This window comes from Paenibacillus sp. FSL R5-0517, from assembly GCF_037974355.1.
In the GTDB taxonomy this organism is placed as follows: domain Bacteria; phylum Bacillota; class Bacilli; order Paenibacillales; family Paenibacillaceae; genus Paenibacillus.
In genome coordinates, this window is record NZ_CP150235.1 from 722,880 (window position 1) to 743,025 (window position 20,146).

Here is a 20,146-nt window from a genome sequence, read left to right on the forward strand (position 1 = left end):
ACCGGGAATGCGGGTTGGATGGACTGATTTGCCAGAATACGATTATGGTCACTCTTTTAGGGTAAAACTTGGTTATATACAGTGACGGTACATCCTGACGGCTGAACATGCCTTGCAGGTTCTCCGCCCTAATAGAGAGGAAGAAATTCATGCTCGTACGCTTTGGTTACGTGGCCATGTCCGTGCTCATAGAGAATGCCTCGCCTTCCCGGACCATGACCATGTCGAGTTTTAACAAAATCGATGACAGGGAAGCAGCGATCCGCAAGCTCGAACGGATTGCAGCCGAGAACCTGCATAATACATTACGTTTGCTCAGGCACAACAAGGGCAGCCATATTCATGTATATCGCTTCTCTTCCAAATTGATTCCACTGGCAACACACGAGGATCTGAATGACTGGGACCCGTTCCCGGCTCTGAAGCAGGACTTTGCGGCCATTGGTGATTTTGTGAAGGAAAATCATATGCGTGTCTCCTTTCATCCGGATCATTTTACCGTACTTAGTACACCCCGTGAGCAAGTTCTGCGCAACTCGATTCGCGACCTTCGTCATCATGTTCGGATGCTGGATGCCATGGGACTGAATGCCACTGCCAAGAACAATATACATATTGGTGGTGCATACGGGGACAAGCCTTCGGCGGCGCTTCGTTTTGAAGAAAATTTTTTGAAGCTGGATCGGGACATTCAGGAGCGGCTCACACTCGAAAATGATGACAAAACATTCAACGCACCCGAGACACTGGCCGTGTGCCAGCGCCTGGGATTACCCATGGTATTGGATATCCATCACCAGTGGGTGAACAACGAGGGAGAACAGCCATGGGATCTGTGGCCTGATATTCTGAAGACCTGGGAGTCACCGCTTGCCCAGGCAGATTCACCGGCTGATCAGCCATTGCCACCCAAAATTCATGTCTCCAGTCCGAAGAGTGAAAAGGATGTGCGAGGTCATGCGGATGGCGTGGAGGTAGAGCCTATGCTCGACTTCTTGCGTCATATCGCAGCAGACACCCCAAGGCTTGACGTGATGATTGAGGCCAAACGCAAGGATGAGGCTCTTGTGCAGCTGATGCAGAAGCTGGCATTCTATCACGAAGAGGGCGTGGAATGGGTGGACGAGTCTACCGTCATCATTCATCCGTAGAGCCAAAAGGGGCTTGGGCAACGAGAAACTTTACGACCTGCGGGGCGTATACTTTTAACAAGTATTTCAACTTTTCGTAGATTGATATAGAAAGTAGAGTGAACGCTTTGAATGAGAAGGAAAAGATACCTTATGTCGTGACAAGCAAAAGCTATACTGCCGTTGCTATTAATGCAGCTTCCAAAGCTGGCGAATGGATCAAAAGCCGTCTTGGGACGGTAGCTGAACTTGGCACCAAGTATTCACCCCAAGATCTGGTGACCGAAGTGGATAAAGGAGCGGAGCAGATGATCCGCCGCCTGATTCTTACGCATTTTCCCCACCATGCCATTCTGGGTGAAGAAGGCGTCGAACCGGGACCGGAAGCTTCGGCAAAAGCATTGAAAGAGGCCGAGGAAGAAGAGTTCCTGTGGATTGTTGATCCGGTGGATGGAACGACGAACTTCGTACACGGATTCCCGTTTTACTCGGTGTCTATCGCATTGGCTCATAATGGTGAAGTCATTGTCGGCGTGATCTACGACCCTTCCCGTGATGAAATGTTTGTTGCGGAAAAAGGTAAAGGAGCTTACGTTCACGGCAACCGGATGCAAGTATCCGGTGAACAGGCACTGGCTCAGAGCCTGATTGCGGTTGGGTTCCCGGCAGACACAACCTTTGCGTTGCCGCTGAATATGGCTGCTGTGCAGGCGCTGGCTCCGCAAGTTCGTAACTTGCGTGCAGGCGGATCCGCCGCTCTTCATCTGGCATATGTTGCCGCAGGGCGTCTCAGCGCCTACACCGAAGTTGGGTTGAAACCGTGGGATATTGCCGCAGGTGCGCTGTTGGTTGAAGAATCCGGCGGCAAGGTGACCGATACCATCGGAACACCTTATCAACTGTCAGTAAGTCATGTCGTTGCCAGCAATGGCAAAATCCATGATGCACTGACGGATGTGTTGAAGGAAGCGAAAGCAACGGGTCTGGAGTGAGTTTATTCAACTCATCGATGCTTTAATTATTTTTAATTGTACATTAACGGAGGGGACAGAAAGCATCTGAAGAAGCGGAGCTAAAAGCTTTCTGGAAGAAAGCTGCTTCGTAAGCATATGCTACGCCTTTATCACCGGATTTCTACCTTGGAAAGGGGATCAAAGAAATCTGGGGATAACAGCGATCCGAAGATGGTTATGTACACGAAGTGAACGTACAATAGCAATATTTAACACATGTATGACTTTAATTAAAGGAGCGAGAACAATGGATGAATCCAAAGAACTGGAACGACGGCTCAGTGATATGCTGACGGAAGGGGACATGGAAGAGTCCGGCGACACCGATCAGCGTGAACGCCAGTTGATTCCTCCCAAATATGAAGTGCGAATCCAGACAGAGCGTGATCCGATTGTCGAGGAAACGTTAAAGTACCGGAAGATGGCACGCGAGTTGGATGATCGTTATGATCGATATCTGGAGCGAGCTACCGGGAACAAACCGGAGAGCGACAAGGGTCATTCGAATGCCGAAGACTCGGATAAGCCGCAATCTTAACTAATCACTGAACGTCATAGCTGTGCTTCACCAGTAACAGACTCCCCATCCGGGAGTCTGTTATTTCATGCGCACTTCCAGCAGAGAGGACAGCGCCTGCTTTAAAATGATAGAATAGAGTAACACGAACTTATATCATTGGAATGAGCGATGTACTATATATTAGTGTGAATGAAGATAGATTCACGAAAAGGAGTGTTACCTGAATGAAGCGTAAACGGATATGGGAAAATACGGCTGCCGGTTTAACGGCGAGCATGTTGGCAGGAATGCTGCTCTTCACATCTTCTGCATTGCCTGCACACGCGGCTGACACCACAACAAGTGTATTGCCAGTGGGTACAAACGAAGCTTCGCTGACTGCGAAGAAAGATGCAGTAGCCGTAACGAAGGAGTTCCGCATCGTCACATTGGGAGATTCCATAACGGTAGGTTATGAGCCCAACACGAAAGAATTGCCTTATGGTTATGTCGAACGTCTGCAGGAGCAAGGTTTGCTGCACGGACGTACACAGGTGGACAACTACGGGATTGCGGGACTTAAGACCAGTGGTCTGAAAAACTTCACTACTGCAATTAAGGATGGCAAAACACTGACTTCCGAAGCCATTCAACCAAGCCTTCCTGATCCAAGAGCGGGACAGATCGGAGCTAACACTGCCGCAATCCGGGAGAGTGTAGCACAGGCCAATCTGGTCGCAATTACCATTGGGGGAAATGATGTATCTGAGCTTCTCGGTACAGCAGACAAACTGAGTGATCAGGAACTGCAAACAAAATTAAAAGAATTACTTGCAACATATACAGAGAATGTTAGTGCAACGATTAATACGATCCATGAAATTAATCCGACCGCTACAATTGTCATCGCAGACCAATATCAACCGATGCCAGAAGTAGCGGGCAAGGCACTCTATGCCAAACTGATGGAGGCATCCCAAGGTTTCACACAGACGATTGATGGAATCGCAGCTAAATTCTCTGCTCAAGGAACCAATGTCAAAGTCGCACACGTGGCCAAAGAGTTTGTTGGCGGTGAAGGCACGATGACTCATATGATCAAAGATCGTGATTTTCACCCGAATCAATTCGGATATGCGGCCATTGCCGAAGTATTTGCCAAAACGATCTGGGGAGATTACACCAAGCTGACTGCACCTGCCACAGGTGAACCCATGAATATTATCGTGAGTGGCAAAACCTTGAATACACCGTACAAACCAATTATCCGTAACGGCAAAAACTTTGTGGCAATCCAAGATATCGTGAACGCTGTCGGTGCTACTACGGTATGGGATAACAAGACTTCAACTGCAACCATTACATATGGAGAGCGGAAAGTTGCTGTCAAGATTGGTGCCAATGCGGTGAAGGTCAATGGAGCATCGGTTAACGTGGATACACCTGCATTCCTGAACAAGGTAGGCAAAGAGTCCAAAACCTATGTCCCTCTTGCCATGGTGGCTGAAGGACTTGGCTTTGATGTGCAATATGTAGCGAAGCTGAGAACTGTTTTTGTTAATCCGTAAGATATGTTTCATGCTTTAGCATGATGTGATTCAACAGCCAGAATGCCTTGATCTGTTCAAGGCATTCTGGCTGTTTTGTGTTCTTTTTGAGTTGCTGACACAGATGGATCACTCCTCTAATGACCTGAAATGTTGGATAAATATATCTTGTCAGATGCCCAATGGATGTGTAAATATGAAAATAACTTACAATAAAACGATTAAACCATAACACGACAGCACCCTTCGCAAGGCAAAGGAGCGCTTAGGATGACTAAAATTAAGAACGCTTTCACAACACTTCCGATTCATCACAAAACGATTCTTCTTATTGGCATTTTGATGTTAATCAGCTTTACGTTTTATGCGTCTGTGCTCCGATATGTGTTCAGCATCTATGATCGTCAAATCTACGAGAAGTCCTCGCAAGTCCTCAATATGTCTTCAGTAGGCATTGAGAATCAACTGCGTGAGATGTCCAGTCTCTCTTTCAAGGTGATGTCAGATGAGCCGCTTCAGCAATATCTGCTTCAACTTGAAAAGGCCGAGACAGGTTACGAGAAAAATGGTCTGCGCAAAAAAATTACTAACCGGTTAGTTGCTTATGCCGGGTCTGAGAAATACGTCTATTCCATGCTATTTATCGATAATGATAATAACGTTATGGCTGCAGGGAACCGGGAAGGAATTTCGGAGACAAAACAGAAGGAACTGGTGACACTGGGAGACCGATATTCGGGGTCCAATGTGTGGCATACCAGTGGGGATCAACAAGCTAGGCTTTTATCCGTCCGACAGGTGAAATCTTTTACGGGTGGGGCGTTTACGCTGGAAAAGCTCGGTACGCTGATTATCCGTGTCCGTCTGGACCGAATTGTCCAGGATCAGATGCAAGAACCGGCAGAGGACTCCCAGTTGTTGATTACGGATGGAAAAGAAGTGATCTATCCAACAGAATCAGCAGTCAGTGAAGCTGAAATAGAGTCGGAATTGAAGCGGACCCAACCTTATGGCATCGCCATGTTTGAGCATGGTCGTTATTTTGTCGCCCGGGCCAACTCTTCCTACACTGACTGGACTTACCTATATACGACGCCTTTTGATCAGATGTTTAAACAAATTCAGTTTGTCAAACAGCTGGTCACGGTCATCTTTATTATGATTTTTCTGGTCGCACTGATTATTGGAGCGAAGTTTTCTCGCAGTATCACCCACCCGATTGCGCAGTTGATCAAAAAGATGCGTAATATCGAAAAAGGCGATTTGGATAAACTGGAGGAGGCTGCCCTTGGCAATGTTCCCATATCTCCACAGAATGAGGTGGGGCTGCTGCATCGCACCTTCAAGATGATGCTTCAACGGATACGTGAATTGATTGATGAGAACTATGCTAAGCAATTGGTGATTCGTGAGACGGAGTTGAAAGCGCTTCAGGCGCAGATTAATCCACATTTTCTATACAACACGTTGGAATCAATTAACTGGTTGGCCAAAGTGCAGAAGCAACGACAGATCTCGGAAATGGTTGAGGCGCTTGGATTTCTGCTGCGCAGCTCTGTGAATATGTCCGAGAAGTGGATCACGCTTGAAAGAGAGCTGGACATAGTCCGCAGTTACGTTACGATTCAGCGCACTCGTTTTGAGGAGAGACTTAATTTTGACATGGAGATTGCCCCTGAGGTGGGAACGGCCCGGATTCCCAAGTTAACGTTACAGCCACTCGTGGAGAACGCCATACATTATGCACTCGAACCAAGCATTGAACCCTGCCGAATTCGTATTCGGGCGAGAGCAGATGGAGATAAGGTGATTATCGAAGTCGAAGACGACGGTCCGGGGATGACACCGGAATTTCTGGAACAACTACACGAAGGACGTATTCAGACAAGAGGACAGGGCATTGGGTTATCTAACATCCAGGAACGAATCAGACTGACCTTCGGTGATGAAGGTGGAATGGTGATGAGGAGCAAGCCCGGATCAGGAACTGTAGTATCGATCAGCATACCTTGGATCAGAGAGGACGATGACGATGTACAAAGTGATGCTCGTAGATGATGAACGTGTCATTCTGGAGGGGATTTCCCAAGTGGTCGATTGGGCCGCGGCAGGTACGGAATTGGTGGGTACGGCGAGGAATGGGATTGAAGCATTGGACAAAATCGGGCAGTCGAGACCTGACATTATTATTACGGATATCTCCATGCCGGGTCTGGATGGTCTCGGACTCATAGAGAAGGCATCGGAAGCATATCCAGGGGTACGTTTCATCATGTTATCCGGCTACAAGGAGTTCGAGTATGCCCGCAGGGCGATGCAATATGGTGTGAAGCATTATTTGCTCAAACCATGTAATGAGAATCAGATCCATGATGCGTTAACCGAACTGTTGCAGGAACATCAGGATGCTCAAGTGAAGGAGCATGTTGCTGGTGAGATGAAACAGCGATTACAGCGTGTCCTTCCGCATGTGAAGGAGCAATTTCTGCTAGAATTCATGACCAACCGAACCTATGGGCCAGTTGATCTGGAATATTATCAGGAGCTGTTCGATCTGGAGCTTGAAGAGAACACAGTTCGGTTACTGCTGTTCCGAATCGTAGATGAGCATGATTACAGTCACTTATTTGCGATCAAAAACATTGCCAGTGATCTGCTACCGGATGTACTGTTAAGCACTACCATTGAAGGCAAACTTCTGATTCTGCTTGCGGATTCAACTGATCCGGGCCGATTGGAAGAAAATATTGAAGAGGTTCGGGCTGCATTTACCAGACTGTATAAACTGGAAGTGACCGCTGCGCTGAGTGAAGCAGATCGAATGATCCAGTCCCGGCGGTTGTTTCGTGAGGCATTGCAGTATCTGAACCATCGCTTTTTTATTGGTGAAGGCAAACTGATCACGAAGAATGATCTCGTTCTGGCAGGAGAATGCGACGGCGTGCATGTAGAACAGGATGCAGAGCAACTGTGTCAGTTGATCAAATCGGGCAATACAGAAGAAACCGCGGCAGAGGTGGATCGTCTGTTTGATCTATTATCGCGTCAGCAGTTGGAGATTGAGGTGACTCGTTCTTATGTAGTGCAGCTGTATTCTGCGATGGTTCATGTATGTCCGCCCGAGGAGGCAACAGAATTCACCCAGCGTATGGCGGAACTGCCTCATATCGATACGTTATCTGGATTAAAAACTTTTGTTGCAAGCAGTGCAGCCCGGCTAACTTCCGGGTATTACAAAAACCATATCAGCCGCCAGTCTTCCGCCGTGGAGAAGATGATGGATATCGTGGATCGTCATTATGGAGAGGCAGATCTCTCGCTCAATGGAGTCGCTCATCAGATGTTATATATGAATCCGGATTATCTGGGCAAGATTTTCAAAAAAGTCACGGGCGAGAATTTCTCCAATTACGTCAATCGTCTGCGCATCGAACGGGCGTGTGATCATATCCGCAGAGGCGGGGATGTTAAAGTATTCGAACTAGCTGAGTTGTTCGGATTCGGCGGTAATTCGCAATATTTCAGTCAGGTGTTCAAAAAATGGACCGGTATGACACCTACGGAATTCCGCAGGATCGGCATATAACAATGAGATATCAATCGTATGACTCATGTCTGGGGAGGATGAACAGCGCTGAGAGGGAGCTGTTGTCCTCCTCTGTTTTTTGAACCAACAAGACGGTTTTGTGTATTCAACTCTGGTCGCACATTTGCGAAAATGACATTAACAAGTTTGTGAAAGCGTTATCAGAAATAAGAGGGTAACGCGTTCACACAACCATATCAACATAAAAGGGGAGATTGGCATGGTGAAAAAGGCAATATTCCTGATGATGGCTGCGTTGCTCGTTTTTACAGCGGCATGTAGTTCAGGTGGAGGAAGCGAACAGGGGTCTTCGGATGGATCGGTTACTCTGCGGATCGCTTGGTGGGGTTCGGATGCACGGCATGAATATACACAGAAGGTCATTGACCTATACAAGTCGAAAAATCCGAATGTCAAAATTGACGTGGAATATGCTTCATTTGATGACTACTGGAAAAAGCTTGCACCACAAGCAGCAGCAAATCAATTGCCTGATATCGTTCAGATGGATATTTCCTACATCAGCCAATATGCACAGAATGGTCAGCTTGAGGATCTAGCGCCTTATCTGGGCAACCAGATCAAAGTGGACGATGTGTCTGAGAATGTAATTAGCACAGGTGTAATTAATGGCAAACAATACGGTGTACCTGCCGGTGTTAACGTTCTGGGCTTCCAATATGATCCGGCGTTGCTTAAAAAAGCAGGCGTGGATGCAATCCCTGACAATATGACTTGGGAGTCCTACGAAGCACTGGGTAAACAAGCCGCTGAGAAAGGTCTGTATTTGGATGGAGGGGTAGCTCCGGATATCTTCTTCCATTACTTCCTGCGTACCAAAGGGTTGTCGCTATACAATGCGGAAGGCACAGGTCTTGGTTATGATGATGACCAATTGTTTGTTGAATTCTTCGGACTTATGCGCCGCATGATTGAGCAGGGCGCAGCACCTACACCGGATGTAGCCAACCAAACCAAAGGCATTATTGAGGAATCGGATCTCGTGAAGGAAAAAGGAATTGGCGTATGGCAGTGGTCCAACCAGTTCGTAGCTTTGCAACAGGTAGCGAACCGTCCGCTCGAAATTGCTCCAATGCCAGGACCTGATATGGAAAAAGGACTTTATATGCAACCAAGTATGTATTGGGGTGTAACATCTAACTCCAAAGTGAAGGAAGAAGCGGCTAAATTCATTGATTTCTGGGTGAATGACGTGGAAGCCAACAAACTGATCAAAGGGGAGCGCGGTGTACCAATCTCCGGAGCAATCAAGGAAGCCATCGCACCTGAGCTGAGTGACGCCACGAAACAGGTCTTTGAATTCGTAGCCGCAATGGAGCCTAAGGCTTCACCAATGAGTTCACCGCCACCGGTGGGTTCACCGGAAGTAATCTCTGCTCTGGCCGATGTGGTTGAAGAGTTGAACTTTGGCAAAATCACACCTGAACAGGCAGCAGAAACATTCCGCAAAAATGCCGAATCGGTACTTGCAAACAATAAATAACAGTTGAATGATAGCTTGCTCGTCCCACTTCAGGGATGGTCGGGAATGGGGCTGCTCGCGAATGCGAGGGCCTTTCCCCGTCCAGATGACCGAAGGATGAGAGAGCAAGCTGATCCATGAAGGAGGTTCGTTCCATTGAGGCAGTATTCGTCGTTACGTCGAAACTTAACCGGATATGCGTTCATAAGCCCGTTTATTATTGGATTCCTGGGCTTCACACTCATCCCCATGTTTGTATCCTTATATATGTCGTTCACGAGTTATAACTTGTTCACTTCTCCGCGGTGGATTGGGCTCGATAACTACACCAAAATGTTTTTTGATGACCCGAAATATTGGAACTCGGTCAAAGTGACGTTTCTGTATGTATTCATTGGGGTTCCGTTAAGATTGATCTTTGCCCTCTTCGTAGCGATGGTCCTCAATACTGGCTCTCGTATGATTGGAACGTACCGGACGTTGTATTACCTGCCATCCATTATCGGCGGTAGTGTGGCTGTATCCATTATGTGGCGTAACCTCTTCAGTAATGAGGGTGTTATCAACAGCGCTCTAACGGCAATTGGGATTGGGCCTATAAGCTGGTTTGGTGACCCGAATGCGTCCCTGGTTATGCTGATCTCACTGTCTGTGTGGCAGTTCGGTTCGTCCATGCTGATCTTCCTGGCTGGTCTCAAAAACATCTCCCCTGAGATGTACGAGGCAGCAGGTGTGGATGGTGCGAATCCGGTTCGAAAATTTTTCAGCATCACCTTGCCGCTTCTTAGCCCAATCGTCCTGTTCAATATGATCATGCAGACAATTGGGGCATTCATGACCTTCGTACCTGCTTACATTATCTCCAAAGGCGAAGGCGGCCCAATGGATGGTACCATGCTGTACTCCCTGTATCTGTTCCGTCAGGCATTTATGTTTAACAACATGGGGTATGCTTCGGCAATGGCCTGGATCATGCTCATTATGATTGGAATACTCACGGTGGCTGTCTTCCTGACATCCAAGTACTGGGTATTCTATGAATCTGAAGGAGGGAAGTAACGATGATGGTATGGAAAAATGTAAAATGGCCCGTGTATCACCTGTTCGTTGCAGCTCTTGCCCTCCTGATGCTCTATCCCGTACTCTGGATGCTCTTCAGTTCATTCAAGGAAAGTCGTACGATCTTTGTTACCGCAGATACCCTGTTTCCAGCAGAGTGGATCTGGAGTAACTATGTGGATGGTTGGAAAGGAACAGCAGGAAGACCGTTCATGGATTACATCACCAACTCCCTTGTAATTGTAGTTATATCTACCATCGGTGCTGTGATATCGTCATCGCTGATCGCTTTTGGTTTTGCCAGACTTAGCTTCAAAGGTCGTAGCTTCTGGTTCTCCATTATGATGTTGACGCTGATGCTGCCACATGACGTGGTCTTGGTTCCTCAATACATTATCTTCACGAAGCTGGGTTGGCTGAATACGATTCTGCCAATCGTTGTCCCTACATTCTTCGGAATGCCGTTCTTCATCTTCCTGATGGTACAGTTCATTCGAACAATTCCGAAGGAGCTGGATGAGGCTGCAACCATTGATGGATGTAACAAATTCAGATTATATATTCAGATTATTATGCCGCTGATCAAGTCATCTCTGGCAACAGCAGCGATTTTCTCCTTCTACTGGAGATGGGAGGATCTGCTCGGTCCGGTATTGTACCTCAACTCGCCTGAGAAATATACCGTATCGATGGCACTGAAAATGTTCCTGGATAGCGAATCTGCTTCTAACTGGGGCGCCATGTTTGCTATGTCCATCGTCAGTCTGGTTCCGGTTGTAGCTGTGTTCTTCATCTTCCAGAAACAAATTGTTCAAGGGATGAGCACCAGCGGATTGAAAGGATAAGCAGGCTTGACTGTATATCTTCGTATCTTGCCCGATTGAACGTTTACGAAAGTTAACCAAGGAGGTTATCGCTTTTGAATAAAGCTCAGGATCGTCAGGCCGTTGCCATGGAGGCAGCGGCAGAGGGCCAGGCAGTGTCCGTGACCAGCTGGAAGTATAACTTTGGACCGGATTCGGGAAGAGCAGATGAGACAGGGGATTATCTGAAAGTAACTGCAACAACCGCATATGAGGAACGAGGCGGATACGGATTCGAAGCGGGTTCTCTGGTGTATGAGAAACAACGCATCGGAGATGATGACGTGTCGAATTCCACGAAACAACATCATAACAATCCGGGGCAGACAACCATGTCTGCCCGATTGCGTTCGGGCTTCTGTATTCCGCTCAAAGCATCCTTCATCGTGGATGTTCCCGATGGAACCTATCAAGTTTTACTTGTTGCAGGTGATGAATTGGCTGAGACAGTAACCCGCGTGAAAGTTGGTGAGGGCAGGCTTGTACTGCCAACCATTCGTACACTTCCCGGGCAATTTGCAGAGGTGCGATTCTCGGTTGTTGTTCGTGGCGGCAGACTTCGTCTGTCATTTTCCGGTCCCGCGCCAAGAATCAATGCGTTAGAGATCACCCTTGCGAATCAGACCATGACTGTATTTCTTGCCGGGGATTCAACCGTAACGGACCAGCCGGAAAGTGGGTATCCGTATTGTGGTTGGGGCCAGCTATTGCCAGCACAGTTCAAACATGATGTGGCAGTGGATAATCATGCCCAGTCAGGGCGCAGTTCCCGCAGCTTTATGAATGAAGGCAGGCTCAGCGCCATTCTGGAGCGAATCAAGCCCGAAGATTTTCTGTTTATTCAATTTGGACATAACGATGAGAAGCCGGACCCTGAACGTGGGACCGACCCATTCACAACATATAAGGAATATCTGAAAAAGTATATCGATGCTGCCCGTGAAGCCAAGGCTCGTCCGGTGCTCATAACCCCGGTGCATCGTCGCTATTTTGCGGATGATGGCACATTGACCGATACGCATGGCGATTATATCATCGCCGTACGTGAGCTGGCGGAACAGGAAGGTGTACCGCTGATCGATCTGGCTGAGCGCAGCCGCCTTCTGTTCGAGCAGGCGGGCGTTGAGGGCACCAAGGACGACTTTATGTGGGTGCTGCCAGGAGAGTATGTGAATTTCCCTTCGGGTGTGGAGGATAACACGCATTTTCAGGAACGCGGCGCCCGCCGCCTTGCCCAGCAGGTGGCAGAAGCCATCCGCGAGTTGCAATTACAACCGTTGCAGATGTATCTGCGGTAGGTTCATGTCCTTAATTATTAAGCGAGTTAAACGAAGTAACGAGCGAAACAAAGTTGCCCAGCGAAGAGCGAAGGCAATAATTTTTTAAAATCAGTTCGGCGAGCGTAGCAGCGGAGGAGGACGGAATCGGGTAGAGGGAGCGAAGCGTCCGCCTTTGGAGCGGGATTTCCCCTGCTGAGGAGGAATAAATAGAAATCCCGATCCAACAGCGGCCCACAGCCCGATCCGCCCGCCGGAGCGCCAGCTCCGCGAGTTATTCAGGGTTTAAAAACGGTAGCGAGTTAAACGAAGTAACGAGCGAAACAAAGTTGCCCAGCGAATAGCGAGGGCAATAATTTTTTTAAATCAGTTCGGCGAGCGTAGCAGCGGAGGGGGACGGAATCGGGTAGAGGGAGCGAAGCGTCCGCCTTTGGAGCGGGATTTCCCCTGCTGAGGGGGAATAAATAGAAATCCCGAGCCAACAGCGGCCCATAGCCTGATCCGTCCATCGGAGCGACTACCGTGCGAGCCCACCGGATTTTTAAGAGTTTGCCCCCGCGAATGAGCCAAAGAAATCCCGAGCCAACAGCGGCCCACAGCCCGATCCGTCCATCGGAGCGACAGCCCCGCAAGCCCACCCGATTTTAACTTAATGATTGGAGGATATATTTCAATGACATTGGAGCCGACCAAACAAGGTGCATCAGCCCATAAGAACGATCCGACAGCCACAGGTCATACCTACTGGGTTATCCCTGATGGCTACATCCCGCCGGAGAGCAGCGGCACACTGGAAAGTCACGAGAGCATCTGTGTATTAAACACAGGTGCCGCCGATGCGGAACTGAACATCACAATCTATTTTGAAGACAGAGAACCACTCGAAGATATTGTGGCAGAGGTGCCAGCGAGAAGAACAAAACATATTCGTACCGCATCGCTGCAATCGGGAGAGCAATCTATCCCGTCAGGCGTACCTTATGCAATTACGGTTTCCAGCAGTATGCCTGTCATTATCCAGTACAGCCGTTTGGACACGACCCAGCCAGAATTGGCTCTGATGAGTGTCATGGCATATCCATTAGGATAGAATTACAACTTGGCTTGAAATTCAACCCAAAAGAAGACCGGTAACCTTGCATGTAATGCAGGTCACAGGTCTTCTTTTAATCACTGTATTTATACGTGCTCGCATTCAGAATATCCACATGGACCTCCACTTTGCCAAGCTTGAAACGTTCGAGGGGGTCAGCGCGTTGGGTGAATTCCTGCCATAAGGGTAAATTGTTGCGATAGAGATGTTCCGCAAGACCATATGAATCAATCTTGCGTGACTTGTTTTTTTCGAACGTATCTCGAATCTCAGATTCGATCTGTTTTTCCGCTTCTTGTTCCATGGCATGAGGCGTGCGCGGGGCTCCATGGTCTTCGGTGATGGAACTTTTGACCGAGGTAACCATGTCGAATGTGACGCCGTCTCCTTGTTTCCTGGCCGTGATTCTGGTCTTGGGATTACGAAGCATCAGGGTTAAATCAGGAGTCTTTCCGCCATTCCCATACACGTACAAAGGATATTGATGAACACGCTTATATTTCACATATCGTGTACCGTCTGCATCTGCTCCTGCAACTCTACCTTGACTTTTGCCTTGGGAAATGACATAAAATCCATCCATTCTAACCAGAGGTGGGTTTTTATCGCCATTGAACCACGTTTCATTCCTTGTGGAGACCGAAGGTAAGAGAATGACGGAAGCTGGTTCCCGTAATCCATCGAGAAGCTGATGTAGCCGAATAGGTTCGTAGCCGGAATGCTGTTTGTATAGCCTCATGGGTTCGAATATCTCAATGGTCTGGGCGGATTGGTTCAGCAGCGCAGAAGGGGATAGTACTTCCGGAATGTCCTGCTCAGTCGCATAAATCCAAGGTGTATATCTCAGTTGACCTGAATGCAGCAACGTATTAAATATATCCTCCAACTTTCCGTCCAAAGCATTTTTTGATAAAACAATGGCCTTAACATGAGTCCAGAGCGTTTGCTGCTGTGATGTTTCATACAAGTCATTAATAGCCATGCTCAGAGTTGTACCTTTGCCTCGTCCTATCCACATGTCCCTTGTTTCCCGGGAAGTTGGTGTTTCCTGTTTTGCAATGCTCGAGAAGTCTATCAATTGAGCATACGCAATATATTGGTTGTCCACATAGTTTATTCCTATCGCTGTGATGAAGTTAATACTTTGCACTTCCTTGGAATCCCAGCATCCGGTTAGCAGGATCAAGCACCCCACAAGTAGGCCAGTCATGGACGTCCATCGGATCATGGGCGTTTTCTCCGACGAGTTGAATCTTGGGTGTGAAGTGCTTCCGGACGCTTATTTTTATTCATGGACGGTGGCATGGATACGGCCTGCGTGAAATCTCCTGGAATGTAAGGAGAGACGGGCGTCAGATAAGACACTCCATAACATTCTAAGGATACAAGGTGAACCAACAGGGCGAATAGTCCAATCATGAATCCGAATAATCCAAGAATGGAAGAGATGAGAAGCATCCCGATCCGAACCTGGGCGGTAGCTCCGCTCAGCACGGTGTTCACGAGAATATAGCTGGAGATAACTGAAATGGCTACCGTGACTATGATGGTAGGAGACGTAATCCCTGCGCGAATAGCGGCATCCCCAATGATAAGCCCGCCGACCACGCTGACGGTCTGGCCCAATGCACGTGGTAACCTGCGACCAGCTTCGTTGAATAGCTCAAACATAAAAATCATTAGAAATGCTTCCAGTGTCACGGGCATGGGCAGGCCCATTCGAGTACCAGCAATTGTAGCCAAGAGCGGTAGCGGTATCTGTTCCACATTGAAACTGGTCAGCCCAATATAGAAGGCTGGGAAGAAACAGGCAATCAGCAGTCCGGAGATGCGCAAGATTCGTTCGAAGGTAACGATGAAAAAGGGTGTACTCCTATCTTCAGGAGATTTCAATTGATTGAAAAGTGTAGTTGGCGCGATGACTGCTACTGGAGAACCTTCAATGAGAACGGCAAAACGTCCATTTAACAGGGAATCGACAACAAAATCAGGACGTTCAGTGTTATCCGTGAGCGGAAAGATGCTCCGAACCCCTCCCATGACAGCTCGCTCCATGATGGAGCTACCTATAATGCCGTCAATCTCAATTTGATCCAGATTGTGTCGTGCTTCTTTTAGAATGTCTGGATTAATAATATCTTTTACATACAGTAGTCCAATGGCAGTTTGAGTACGACCGCCTTTGACATATTTCTCGTAACACATCGAAGATGTTTTCATTCGTTTGCGAATAAGGGCGATGTTGGTCGTGAGTTCTTCGGTGAATCCATCGCGAGGGCCTTTAACTGAGGTCTCAATAGCTGATTCTTCTGGACTGCGTCCTGGAATATCAGCAATATCCAGACTGCAGGCTTGAACACCGTTATCGAAGATGATCAGTAGCTGTCCACTAAAAATCAACAGATTAAGTTTCTTGAAATTGGTGATATCCTCAATCGGATTTAAGGTTAATCCCAACTCTTTGGGATGTGATTCCTCAATGATTAGGGCGTGCCGCTCTAAACGTGGGATAATAAATTGGTTGATTTGTTTACCGTCGACAAGCCCTTCGCAATACAGCAAGATGACCGGCTGATCGGATTCATCTTTGACAGGAAAGGTCTGAATAACAACATCTGCGCATGGATTGAACTGCTCTTTCAAAGAGGCAAGCAGTGTTTCATGGGACGTGGTGTCAATCTTTTGATGCTCCATGATGTTTCCTCCTCTGATGGCGTGAATGGATAAAGGCAACCGTCGTTGCTATAATCGCAAGTCCGCTCAGATATACGAGATTGAACGGGAATATGTATTCGACCAGAAGCTTTTCGAAGGTCATATCATCCAGAGGATACAACATGGTCAGGATAAAGAAGACACCCAACGAGATACAACTGATAAGCCTTTTGGTAGAGCTCTTAATATTCCATATTTCTACTACAATATACATGGCAAGACTAATTCGGGTGAATGCACCTGCCAGCCATTGGTAGATGGAAAAGAAGTCGGTCTGGGCAATGTATTTGCCCAAAGAGGCAATTCGCCATTCTTCAAAGGCGGGATATCTCATTTTGGCAGCCTCAAAAGGATCGAATTCCACAATCGCCCCAATGAGTGGGCCGACAGTTAGTCCTACAAGAATGAGTGCGAGCATCAAATACTGCCATACACGTATACGTTTGGTGAGATGAGGCTGGATGTACCAGATGAACAGCAGTTCAAACATGCCTGCAAGACTGTAGACCATGCCATTAAGAATGGGATGCCATCCATGTTCAAGAACAGGCAACAGACGACTGTAGTCCTTGTATTGGGTATTTACGATAGCAACATAGAAACCTAACAAGACAACTAGTGGCAGGACTAACCCTGCGGTAAAGGCCAGCGAGCGAATACCTTTATACGCAGCGTAGGCACAGAGAGACATCAGGGCAATACTGGTTACCAATACGGGAGTTTCGGTCAGATAGTTCGTTTTAGCCCAAGCCGTGGTATCGTGCAGGGTGAAGTAGATGACACTGAGAAAAAAGAGGCTGTTACCAACTCGAAATAACATGCCAATGGGCTTTCCGAGACGGGAAGTTAACCAATCATGCAGCGTTTGATGCTGAAGGAAACGAGAGACATAAGCAAGCATTAGCGCGAATATCAGAAATGGTCCGGCAGATAGCAGGACGGAAATCCAAGAATCCCTTTTGGCCGCAGCCAAAAGGGCAGGAATAATCAGAACATGGCTGATCAAGCCAACGGATAACATGATCAACATCATGGCTTGTAAAAAAGAAGGCTGTGTTCGTTTCATGCTGAAGAGTCCCCTTTTCCCATTAGACTGTCCTCAGCAGTGTTAACGTGTTTGAAGTCCTTCATACAGGCATTGCATGGAGAGATCAAAATAACGGATAATCCTGGCTTTACGTACCTCAAGCATCGTATTACATGTGACCTGTAGAGCCTGTCGCGTTCCTTCTATAAGAAGCTCTTTCACAATCTGCTTGCGGAAAAAATGATGATAGATGAAAAACAGGGCAGATATCCGGGTGTCCCGGATCGGTACGATGAAGGCGGCAGGATCAGTTTTGGCCTTGGCCGGTCCCACTGACCAGCCTATGTTTGCGACCGCTCATATTGGTGCCAAGCACACCTGCGATAATCAACAATGCACCAATATAGTGATGACTACCAACAGGTTCGTGCAATATCCATGCACCTCCTACGATGGAGATGAGTGTGGACAGGTTGCTGAACACACTCATCTGGGACGCCTCCAGGTGCGTCAGGGCATAACTCGCAAGCAGGGTGGAGATCATGGTGGAAAGAATGGCCAGATAAGCAAGGGCACCCAGATAGGAGGCATCTCCCAGTGGTTTGATGTAGTCCATCATGGAACCGCTTGAAGCATGTCGGACCAGGGAGCCTGCGTTAAATACAACACAGCCAACCATCAGCGTGACCCATGTTAATTCCATGGGTTTGTACTTCTGGGTTAATGGTCTCGCAAGTACGCCATAACCTGCAAAACACACCGTGGATAACAGCAATAATGCAATGCCCTTCAGGTTACCCAAAGACATGCCATTACCTTGCATCATGAAAATAAAAACAACTCCAGCGACAGACAGCAGCAGGAATAGCTTCTGCAGGGTGGATGTTCGTTCTTTCAAGAAGACAGAAGCGAGAATGAGAGTGAAAACAGGGGCCATAGCCTGAATAATACCCGCTTCCGATGAGTTGGACGAGACGAGTCCAAAGGCTTGAAAGGCAAAAAATAGGACGGGAGATAACAGCCCAAGTGGAATAATTCGCCACAGATCATGAAGGTTCAGTCGGATTTTGATCCAACCCAAAACGACAGGAATGCTAACAACGATTAGCGACAGCGCAAATCGGTGGGCAAGCACATCAATGGGATGTGCAACAGTGACCGTCATTTTAACAAATAGAAAAGATAGACCGATAATAGCCGCGTACAATACAGCTGCGATATATGCGTATCCCCGAGTATGTGCTGTGTTCATGAATGCTCCTCCAATACATTTGTCATAGCGTATGATCTTTATCATCCTGAAATATGTCAGGTTCAAGGCACGTGCTTGCCTTATTCAATATACTGCCGGGTGCATCGTGCTACAATAGATAAAAGGTTAAACTGTATCGGTACAGTTATAGGAGAGGAGTGGGTGCGGTGAGAAAATATGAAGTGATTGCCGAAGCTATAAAGCAATGGATTCAGGAACAGATGCAGCAGCAGGATCGTCGCCAGTGGGCAGATAAGGGCATCCGACTGCCAGCCGTGCGAGTTATAGCTGAACAGTATCAATGCAGTGTAAGCACAGCAATTCGTGCATATGAATGGTTGGAACAGCGGCATTTGGTGTACGCCATCCCTCAATCCGGTTATTATGCCGTACAGAACGGGACAGGTGCTCAGGACATGGACTGGCAGGGAGCGTTGGACTTCGCTTCGGCTGCTCCGGATCCGCGGGTGTTCCCTTATGCGGACTTTCGTCATTGCGTGGATCAGGCGATGGAGAAGAAACAGGCAGAGTTGTTTATGTATGGAACAGATCAGGGATTGCCTTCGCTAATTCTGCTGTTGCAGAAGCAGTTTGCGGATTATCAGGTTTTTGCAAGAACGGAGCAGTTTTTTATCACATCAGGTGTGCAACAGGCGCTGGCTGTACTTGCGTTGATGCCTTTTCCCAATGGAAAAAGAACAGTAATGCTTGAACTACCGACCTATCACAATATGCCTTCTCTACTGAGTGGATTAAATGTACCTATTGCTGGTGTGAGACGTACCCAAGATGGGCTGGACTGGGCATCGCTTGAACGTCAGTTCGCAGAGGAAGAGATCAAGTTTTTCTATGTCATGCCACGCTTTCACAATCCGATTGGTACATCGTTAACGATTGCGGAGAAGAAGAGACTGATCCGGCTTGCTCAGCGGTACGATGTGTATCTGGTGGAGGATGATTATCTGTCTGATCTGGATGACAATACGAAACAGGACCCGCTATGGTCCTATGATACGGAAGGCCGGGTCATCTATCTGAAGAGTTACTCCAAAATTTTGTTTCCAGGCTTGCGTATTGGTGTAGCCGTTCTGCCCTTACCACTCATTCAATCTTTTGGTGCTTACAAAAAAATGCTTGATATCGACACTTCAGTCCTGTCTCAAGCTGCTCTGGAGATCTATGTCCATAGCGGCATGTTTGCTCATCACAGGAAAGTGATTCGCAACCGCTATGCTGCTCGGATGCACACGGTGCAGGAGCAGCTGGACGCTTATCCAGACTTTGCTCCGTTTATGGACGCTCCTCGAACAGGAGGAGAGCATACGGTGTTACCTTTGGCGGGTGATATGCCGCTTCGTGTTCTGCTATCCCGGCTTCAAAAGCGCGGAGTCATCGTTGATACGACTGAACGGTATTATCCAGAGGGAACCTATCAGGTACATCAGGATCAGATGTTGCGATTGAACATCTCCAATGTGCCGAAGCAGCGAATCGAGGAAGGGATGCAGGTGATCCGAGAGGAAATTTTGAAGCTGCAGATCAGTCAGAGATAAGTTAAGTAATGGCAGGATCATAACAGTGCACCCTATTAATAAGCTACGC

17 protein-coding genes are annotated in these 20,146 nt (G+C 47.7%); 12 read left to right on the plus strand and 5 right to left on the minus strand.

Annotation, left to right across the window (positions count from 1 at the left end):
• Positions 1-149: 149 nt before the first annotated feature.
• From uvsE to MKX40_RS03440, 11 genes are all read left to right on the plus strand, one after another.
• Entirely contained in the window at positions 150-1,151 is a 1,002-nt protein-coding gene (gene uvsE / locus MKX40_RS03390) for a UV DNA damage repair endonuclease UvsE (RefSeq protein ID WP_339239429.1), read from the plus strand.
• A gap of 98 nt (positions 1,152-1,249) precedes the next feature.
• Complete coding sequence (locus MKX40_RS03395) at positions 1,250-2,122, plus strand: inositol monophosphatase family protein (RefSeq protein WP_339239430.1); 873 nt, start codon at positions 1,250-1,252, stop codon at positions 2,120-2,122.
• A 268-nt stretch (positions 2,123-2,390) separates the two neighbouring features.
• The gene (locus MKX40_RS03400) at positions 2,391-2,681 is read left to right on the plus strand and encodes a hypothetical protein (protein WP_339239431.1); all 291 of its coding nucleotides are present in this window, start codon (positions 2,391-2,393) and stop codon (positions 2,679-2,681) included.
• A 206-nt stretch (positions 2,682-2,887) separates the two neighbouring features.
• The gene (locus tag MKX40_RS03405; protein WP_339239433.1) at positions 2,888-4,210 is read left to right on the plus strand and encodes a stalk domain-containing protein; all 1,323 of its coding nucleotides are present in this window, start codon (positions 2,888-2,890) and stop codon (positions 4,208-4,210) included.
• A gap of 249 nt (positions 4,211-4,459) precedes the next feature.
• The gene (locus tag MKX40_RS03410; RefSeq protein ID WP_339239435.1) at positions 4,460-6,247 is read left to right on the plus strand and encodes a histidine kinase; all 1,788 of its coding nucleotides are present in this window, start codon (positions 4,460-4,462) and stop codon (positions 6,245-6,247) included.
• Positions 6,222-7,775: a response regulator gene (locus MKX40_RS03415; RefSeq protein ID WP_339239436.1), complete on the plus strand. Its 1,554-nt coding sequence runs from the start codon at positions 6,222-6,224 to the stop codon at positions 7,773-7,775. Before MKX40_RS03410 ends, MKX40_RS03415 begins: the two co-directional genes overlap by 26 nt.
• A gap of 220 nt (positions 7,776-7,995) precedes the next feature.
• Positions 7,996-9,279, plus strand: a complete 1,284-nt coding sequence (locus MKX40_RS03420) for a sugar ABC transporter substrate-binding protein (RefSeq protein ID WP_339239437.1) — start codon at positions 7,996-7,998, stop codon at positions 9,277-9,279.
• 135 nt (positions 9,280-9,414) lie between these two features.
• Entirely contained in the window at positions 9,415-10,317 is a 903-nt protein-coding gene (locus tag MKX40_RS03425) for a sugar ABC transporter permease (RefSeq protein WP_253429934.1), read from the plus strand.
• Positions 10,318-10,322: 5 nt separating this feature from the next.
• Complete coding sequence (locus tag MKX40_RS03430; RefSeq protein ID WP_339242906.1) at positions 10,323-11,162, plus strand: carbohydrate ABC transporter permease; 840 nt, start codon at positions 10,323-10,325, stop codon at positions 11,160-11,162.
• A 74-nt stretch (positions 11,163-11,236) separates the two neighbouring features.
• Entirely contained in the window at positions 11,237-12,478 is a 1,242-nt protein-coding gene (locus MKX40_RS03435; protein WP_339239438.1) for a rhamnogalacturonan acetylesterase, read from the plus strand.
• Between the two features lie 652 nt (positions 12,479-13,130).
• The gene (locus MKX40_RS03440; RefSeq protein ID WP_339239439.1) at positions 13,131-13,547 is read left to right on the plus strand and encodes a sensory rhodopsin transducer; all 417 of its coding nucleotides are present in this window, start codon (positions 13,131-13,133) and stop codon (positions 13,545-13,547) included.
• 76 nt (positions 13,548-13,623) lie between these two features.
• Here the strand turns inward: MKX40_RS03440 and MKX40_RS03445 are convergent, their stop codons facing one another.
• From MKX40_RS03445 to MKX40_RS03465, 5 genes are read right to left on the minus strand one after another with little or no spacing between them, the layout of a single operon-like run.
• Positions 13,624-14,778: a Ger(x)C family spore germination protein gene (locus MKX40_RS03445; RefSeq protein ID WP_339239440.1), complete on the minus strand. Its 1,155-nt coding sequence runs from the start codon at positions 14,776-14,778 to the stop codon at positions 13,624-13,626.
• Entirely contained in the window at positions 14,775-16,244 is a 1,470-nt protein-coding gene (locus MKX40_RS03450; RefSeq protein ID WP_339239441.1) for a spore germination protein, read from the minus strand. The genes MKX40_RS03445 and MKX40_RS03450 overlap by 4 nt, the downstream gene beginning before the upstream one ends.
• Positions 16,225-17,331 carry an endospore germination permease gene (locus MKX40_RS03455; RefSeq protein WP_339239442.1) on the minus strand — a complete coding sequence of 369 codons (1,107 nt, stop codon included), beginning with the start codon at positions 17,329-17,331 and terminating at the stop codon, positions 16,225-16,227. Before MKX40_RS03455 ends, MKX40_RS03450 begins: the two co-directional genes overlap by 20 nt.
• 42 nt (positions 17,332-17,373) lie before the next feature.
• Positions 17,374-17,625 (minus strand): hypothetical protein, encoded by a 252-nt coding sequence (locus tag MKX40_RS03460; RefSeq protein WP_339239443.1) that lies wholly within the window; start codon positions 17,623-17,625, stop codon positions 17,374-17,376.
• A complete protein-coding gene (locus tag MKX40_RS03465; RefSeq protein ID WP_339239445.1) occupies positions 17,600-18,544 on the minus strand; it encodes a DMT family transporter in 945 nt (314 codons plus the stop codon). The genes MKX40_RS03460 and MKX40_RS03465 overlap by 26 nt, the downstream gene beginning before the upstream one ends.
• A 167-nt stretch (positions 18,545-18,711) precedes the next feature.
• Between MKX40_RS03465 and MKX40_RS03470 the strand changes: the two genes are divergently transcribed.
• The gene (locus MKX40_RS03470; RefSeq protein WP_339239446.1) at positions 18,712-20,097 is read left to right on the plus strand and encodes a PLP-dependent aminotransferase family protein; all 1,386 of its coding nucleotides are present in this window, start codon (positions 18,712-18,714) and stop codon (positions 20,095-20,097) included.
• Positions 20,098-20,146: the final 49 nt, after the last annotated feature.